Here is a 6251-nt window from a genome sequence, read left to right on the forward strand (position 1 = left end):
ACAGTGTATTTATGACAGACAAGAATAATGAAAGCGCATTGCTTTTGCGTATGAATAAAGAAGAACAGGTATCTGTTTTGCAGGAGATCGGTTTCACCAGCGTGAACGAAAATACGCCTGCCAGTGACATTGCAAAATATATCAGATGGGCTGGCGGGTTGCTTGACCTGTCCTTTGCCACAATCCGGATCGAAGACGGTGTCAATGTGTTCTTTACTGCTGAAGAATGGAATTCCCTTAGTGCAAATAACCGTTCAAAATACCTGCGTATAGGTGTCCGTATCCGTGCGGATCGTCGCCAGTTCGTCATAGCGAAAAGCGACTGCACTGACGATATAGGCGGACGTACTTTCAAATGGGGGGCATACGGTACGGACATCCGTGGCGTTAAGAATTACGGGAACGGTAATCAAGGGCTTTATGAAACGGCAGACGGAAAGCAAAATACAGATGCTATCATAGAAGCCACCGCAGGAGTTAAGGATAATTCCGGTGTTGTCGGTGCACCAGCCGCGGAAGCAGCAAAGAACTATAAGGCTTGTACGCTTGAACTGGACGGACTTGAAGACAAAACCGAGTGGTATCTTCCCAGCGAAGGAGAACTCATTACCATCGCTAAATATAAGACCGAAATCAATGAGCTATTATCCTCTGTATCAGGTAATCAAAATATAATTACAACCGACTGGTACTGGAGCAGCACCGAATACGACCCCTCGAGCGCGTGGTACGTGGGCATGAACAACGGCAGCGTGGGCACGTACACCAGGACTAGCGCAGGCAGGGTTCGTCCCGTTTCCGCAATAGAATCTTTATCTCTTTAACTCTTTATCTCTTAGATAGTTACGCTTAATTAGCCCCGGTAGGGGCTTTTTAAGTTTTAAAATTTTGAAAAAATGAGTGTTAATAGTTTGACAATCATTAACTTTGCGGAGTAAAAGAAAAATTTTAAAAATATCAAAAATTAACATGGGAAAGGCAGAAGACAGACCAGTCTATCAGTGTATGTATCGGTTATTAATGTTGATACTCGATGCAAGAGACAAGTTTCCGAAGAATTACAGGTACGAATTCGGTACGGAACTTATGATGTCTGCCCTTCGCTGTTGTGAATTGATCCGTTATGCAAATTCAAGTCTTCCGCGTCGCGTGGAATACCTGAACGAATTCCTTGTTAAGTTTGATACATTGAAACTCTTATTAAGGGTATGTCGAGACCGGAAACTGATCAATATTCAGACGACAGCAGACATCATTGAGATGGTCACGTCAGTTGAAAAGCAAATTTTAGGGTGGCGAAATTTCACCGCTTCCCAAGAGAAGACAGCTTCCGTAAAGCCAGAGCCATAATCTTCACGGAGTTTATGGGAGAGCAATCTAATTTATCTATTGGGCATTCCTCCGGTGATGAACCGGGAAAGACTAAGACAGTGAATGCTGAATCCTCGAACGCGTGGTACGTGAACATGAACAACGGCAACGTGAACACGAACAACAAGACTAACGCAGGCAGGGTTCGTCCCGTTTCCGCAACAGATAAACCGATCTATGACATACCCTTATCCTCAATTATAGAAGCATACGATGACTGCTGCAGGCAAAAGCGCAATACTGATGACTGTATTGAGTTTTCCTTCAATTATGATACGGGGCTGGTTGCCGTATGGGAAAGTATAAGATACGGTCATTATGAACCGGGGTTCTCTGACTGCTTCATGCGCAAAAAGCCCGTGTTGCGTGAAGTATTTGCTGCTGCTTATATCGACCGTGTCGTACACCACTGGATCGATCTTCGCCTTGACCCGATTTTGGAGGAACGCTTTCAGGCACAGGGAAACGTTTCAAAGAATTGCCGGATAGGGGAAGGATGCCTGTCTGCAGTTATGCGTATGGACGAAATGATTAAAGAAGTCAGCAAGAACTACACACAGGACGCATACATCTTTAAAGGTGATTTAAAAAGTTTTTTTATGTCCATGTCGAAGTCTCTATTATGGGAAATGATTGATATATTTGTTCGCGACAATTACAAGAAAGACGACATCGAATGTTTGCTGTATCTGCTTCGGATTGTCATATTCCACCAGCCACAAAAAAAATGTCGTAGGAAGTCTCCCTTACATCTATGGGATAAACTGCCGAAAGACAAAAGTCTGTTTTACAGCAGCCCGGAACGTGGCGTCGCCATTGGCAATCTTCCTTCTCAAAAGTTTGCGAATTTCATAGGCTCGGTGTTTGACTATTATGTGACTGTAATATGCGGGATAAAGCACTATGTGCGTTTTGTCGATGACTTTGGTTTTGTCATGCGTTTTAAAGAGGATATCCTGAAGAATGTTCCTTTACTCAATAGTTATCTGAAAGAACAGTTGCTTTTGGAACTGCATCCTAAAAAGATATATATACAACACTATTCAAAAGGTGTCCTGTTCGTAGGTGCATTTATTCTTCCCGGTAGAATCTATATATCAAATCGTGTCGTGGGAAATATATATGATGCAGTCAGCAAGTATAACAAGATCGCAAAAGAAGGCTTCTGCGAAGCCCATATTGAGACTTTCGTGGCTACGATGAACAGTTACTATGGATTGATGAGACATTTCAATACGTACAATCTAAGGCGTAAAATCGGAAAGATTATTGCTCCTGAATGGTGGCAATATATATACGTTGAAGGACATTGGGAAGTTTTTGTAATAAAGAGTGAGTATAATTTTAAGAAACAAGTAAAAAAACAAATAAGAAAAGGCAATGCGAAAAAATATCTTACCCCTGAAATCAGCTAAGCCTATCGAACAACAATCCGACGGAACATGGATAATTCGATATGCAATACAATCAATCGGTAGAACTGATAGTGAAGGAAACGAACTGGTAACGTTTGCCAGTTCTACATTCTTGGAAAAACCAACATTGGAAATGATAAAGAAGAGTATTCATAGATATGCGATGAGCGTTCTTGATGACGAAGATGTTCTTCCGCTTGTTGCTAATCCTGATTTATCCGTTTACATGATCATTGATTAAATTTAAAGCCTGTTTAATTGAGTTTAAACAGGCTTTAAATTTGCACCAAAAATCACATTTTGTTTTATGTTAAGATGTGTTTCAATGACACATTTTGTTTTTCGGTCGGGAATTTTTTGATTTGGCGATTGTACATATTCACAGATGCTTTATAAATATGAATGTTATATCTTAATAATCTTTAGGCATGAGAAGATCATGAATGTTGAGGTATTGATTATTTGGAGAGTTAATACCTGTTACAAAATATTCTTTTTCCATATCACATAAGTTACAGATAGCACCATAAGCCATATAAGTCGGTGCATAAGATTCCGTTCCTGCACTAACATAGTCTACTCTATTTACTACAAATACATGGTTTATTCCAGCGGTTATCATTGGTGAGGGTTGAGTAAACATTTCTATCACTTGATCTAAAATATTAGTTTGTTCACTTGATATATGTATATCAGTGTTCAAAGCTCCCCATTTTTCTTTGTTTAATCCTGCAATAGGACGTGTCCATTTTTCAGGAGTACTCCAAGGATCAATAATTGTGTTCAATTGATCACACCAAGCATAATCTACAAGTTCTCCTAATTTCAAATTAGCGTCATTAGTAATCCCTTCCGGAGATTCAGAAGTTTGTGTATAGGTTATGATCTTGTTTCCTAGCTTATCTCGTAGAGATTCTACGAATTTGCATAGATTGTTTGAGTCATTAATGTTTTCATTACTTTCTTCATAGGAAAAATTAGCATCATATAGATTGACTCCATCTAAATGATATATATCAATCATTTGTTTTATTCTTTCTACAAATATCATCATTTCTTTTTCTCCCAGATTGGAAAACCCAATTCCTTCTCCGGCTCCCTTAATGGCAAGGCAAACTTTGTGGTCTAACTGTTGTAATGGTACAATGTACTTCTCACGTTTTTTTAGTACGTATGCCAGATCATCTTTTAGATATAAGGATGGCAACTGATTATCGTCTGCCTTGACGGTAGCGAACTGTAGGTTGATTATATCGAATGGATTGTAGTAATCTACTTCTGGTGATGAAAGAGACATAGATTCAAAATAGAGCTTGTTGAGCAGTAGAGGATTGGTGAATTCGGGATCTACCCCTGCTATCTGAATGAAGTTTTTCTTTATAGCGTTATATTCGGCAGGAGCCATTCCCCATACATTAATTATATAATATAATGTTTTGCGTTCACTAGATATGGCCGGGGAACTATTGTTCTCTTCTACTGTCAGAGGGAACACATAAATAACAGAATCTTCTATGGCTTCATCATATTTGAAAGCAATAGAGACAGAGTTTGACTGCTGTTCTCCTTTCTCTATTGTCATTTTTCCACTGTTACCTAAATCTACGTATTCTGTAGGATACAGAGGGTAATTCGTTCCGTGTTTCGAATTGAAGTCCAGTACTTTGGATTCGTCTACTTTTACGGTATAATTTCCTGTCTGTGAAGCCGGTTCTGTTAAGCTGATGTGAAATTGATCGCTCAAACTGGCATGGTCCATGTTTATCTGTGGATTTTCCATCGCATAATTATCGCTTTGTAATATACCCATAGAAAGACCTATACCTCCGGTTTCGGGGAATGTACCGGCATCGATATTAAGATCGTTATTTTCGCAGGCAGTCCCAATAAAACCTGCCGCAAATGCCAGAATCAGTATATGTTTCAATATTTGTTTCATATTTTGATTTTTATAAGTTTCTCATTTCTAATCTTCCCTATTCACTTGCGGAACTTCTATGCCGCTTGGCCATAGTTCCTCATTTTTTACGTCATATTCTTCTTTGCTATTGAAATCTTTCCAATAACGAACAATGTGTGCATCGTTATGATATTTGGAGTAATCCTTGATATCATTGCCGCTTCCTTCATTGAATTTCCAGTAAGCAGCGAGGTGTGCTTCATTTTCCGGATCTTCAATGTCGTACATGTTTTTCCAGATTTCCTGTTGTGTACGTGCTACATCCCAGATACGTGCCTCACAGACATTACCGTTAAGTTGACGGTCGATAAGCCAGCGGTCATTATAAGAACGTCCTATGTAGAAAAGCCAGTCACCATCGCTTGCACCGGGAAAACTTTCCTGTTTGCGGTTGGCAAGTTTTATTTCGGAGAATTCGCTGTTGCCATAGTTAGTGCTTCGGCTTTGTTCTTTTCCATTGACGTAGAAAATAATTGTTTTGGTGGCAATGTCGTACGTTAGTGCGAGATGGTACCATTCATTTTCTTTCAGTAATTTGGCTTTGTTGGCTTCGGGGAACTTTCCTGCCGGAGTCTGTATCTGCAACTGTTGACGTGGGAAGCCTGCATCGCCTGCCCGGAAACAGAAATATTGCTCGATGCCCATCAGACTGGAAATGTCTGTATTGGCTTCGTCGAAATTGGTTATACGGGTGATTATTTCAAAGGTGACAGCCTTCAAATTGTTCAGATGAGCAGCATTGCCGGCAGGCTCTGTTCCCCATTTGGGTACATAGAATCCGGGAACTTCGACGTAGCAATAGCGTAAGTCAACAGCGGTAGTGATGGCGCTGGAGCGTTTCACTATATACCAGTAGGTGGTGGAGCCATCCAATAGGCCTACACCTTGTGCAGAGTTAAGAGACACTGGGCAGAGATATGCTTTATCAATCTCCAATTCTGTCAGGTTTTCAAAATAAATATGTAACGGAGCTGAATTGATTTTGCCTGCGCGTATTGTCATTTCGTTGCTCTCCAATCGGTAATGTTTGGCCGGCAATATATCATAGCTGGTATTATTGCGTGAGTTGTAGGCTTCTACTTGTGAAGGAGGTTGTGTCAAAACGCTGGCACAACCTTTTTTTATGCACAAAGCCCAGACTTTCACAAGCCCGGGCTTTGTTATTACCCAAAGTTTTTGTATCTTTAGGCATAAAGTTTTTCGTTATGGCAAAGTTACATTTTCGTCCTTACATTCCCAACCAAACAGTTCTTTTTCCCGGAAGAATTGATGAAAACATAGCAGCGAACGATCCGGTTCGCATAGTTAATACTGTTGTTGATAATCTCAATCTTGACAATTTCAAGAAGCTTTATAAAGCAACCGGTCGTTGTCCTTATCATCCTAAAATGATGCTTAAGGTGATTATCTACGCCTACATGAACAATATCTATTCGTGCCGCAAAATAGAGAAGCTTCTCCTACGTGATATTCATTATATCTGGCTTTCCGGTAATGAACATCCG

At 40.2% G+C, this 6251-nt stretch carries 7 protein-coding genes; 5 read left to right on the forward strand and 2 right to left on the reverse strand.

Translation table 11 applies throughout. The annotated features are described in order from the left end of the window. The first annotated feature begins 11 nt into the window (after positions 1 to 11). The 4 genes from HMPREF9007_RS05140 to HMPREF9007_RS05125 all read left to right on the forward strand — a co-directional run bounded on the left by HMPREF9007_RS05140 (position 12) and on the right by HMPREF9007_RS05125 (position 3027). Positions 12 to 824, forward strand: coding sequence for a DUF1566 domain-containing protein (locus tag HMPREF9007_RS05140; RefSeq protein ID WP_008763009.1), 813 nt, complete (start codon positions 12 to 14; stop codon positions 822 to 824). A gap of 145 nt (positions 825 to 969) precedes the next feature. Beyond that, a complete protein-coding gene (locus HMPREF9007_RS05135) occupies positions 970 to 1350 on the forward strand; it encodes a four helix bundle protein (protein WP_004303241.1) in 381 nt (126 codons plus the stop codon). A gap of 14 nt (positions 1351 to 1364) precedes the next feature. After that, positions 1365 to 2786, forward strand: a complete 1422-nt coding sequence (locus HMPREF9007_RS05130; RefSeq protein ID WP_004303240.1) for an RNA-directed DNA polymerase — start codon at positions 1365 to 1367, stop codon at positions 2784 to 2786. Continuing rightward, positions 2752 to 3027 carry a hypothetical protein gene (locus HMPREF9007_RS05125; protein WP_004303239.1) on the forward strand — a complete coding sequence of 92 codons (276 nt, stop codon included), beginning with the start codon at positions 2752 to 2754 and terminating at the stop codon, positions 3025 to 3027. The genes HMPREF9007_RS05130 and HMPREF9007_RS05125 overlap by 35 nt, the downstream gene beginning before the upstream one ends. Positions 3028 to 3198: 171 nt before the next feature. Here HMPREF9007_RS05125 and HMPREF9007_RS05120 read toward each other — a convergent pair whose 3' ends face one another. Together HMPREF9007_RS05120 and HMPREF9007_RS05115 are read right to left on the reverse strand one after the other, a co-directional pair. Continuing rightward, the gene (locus tag HMPREF9007_RS05120) at positions 3199 to 4725 is read right to left on the reverse strand and encodes a DUF1735 domain-containing protein (RefSeq protein WP_008763011.1); all 1527 of its coding nucleotides are present in this window, start codon (positions 4723 to 4725) and stop codon (positions 3199 to 3201) included. A 27-nt stretch (positions 4726 to 4752) separates the two neighbouring features. Further along, complete coding sequence (locus tag HMPREF9007_RS05115) at positions 4753 to 5847, reverse strand: DUF1735 and LamG domain-containing protein (protein WP_277754698.1); 1095 nt, start codon at positions 5845 to 5847, stop codon at positions 4753 to 4755. Positions 5848 to 5951: 104 nt separating this feature from the next. On the opposite strand from HMPREF9007_RS05115, the gene HMPREF9007_RS0125365 reads away from it, so the two are divergent. Continuing rightward, positions 5952 to 6251 (forward strand): IS1182 family transposase (locus HMPREF9007_RS0125365; protein ID WP_008760433.1); only part of this gene is annotated, 300 nt, incomplete at its 3' end.

Origin of the sequence: Bacteroides sp. 1_1_14 (genome assembly GCF_000162515.1) — a bacterium.
Classification (GTDB): domain Bacteria; phylum Bacteroidota; class Bacteroidia; order Bacteroidales; family Bacteroidaceae; genus Bacteroides; species Bacteroides thetaiotaomicron.

Coding starts and splice junctions, on each gene's coding strand:
- HMPREF9007_RS05130 (WP_004303240.1), top strand. CDS start 1,365: ATGGGAGAGCAATCTAATTTATCTATTGGGCATTCCTCCGGTGATGAA.
- HMPREF9007_RS05140 (WP_008763009.1), top strand. CDS start 12: ATGACAGACAAGAATAATGAAAGCGCATTGCTTTTGCGTATGAATAAA.
- HMPREF9007_RS05125 (WP_004303239.1), top strand. CDS start 2,752: ATGCGAAAAAATATCTTACCCCTGAAATCAGCTAAGCCTATCGAACAA.
- HMPREF9007_RS05120 (WP_008763011.1), bottom strand. CDS start 4,725: ATGAAACAAATATTGAAACATATACTGATTCTGGCATTTGCGGCAGGT.
- HMPREF9007_RS05135 (WP_004303241.1), top strand. CDS start 970: ATGGGAAAGGCAGAAGACAGACCAGTCTATCAGTGTATGTATCGGTTA.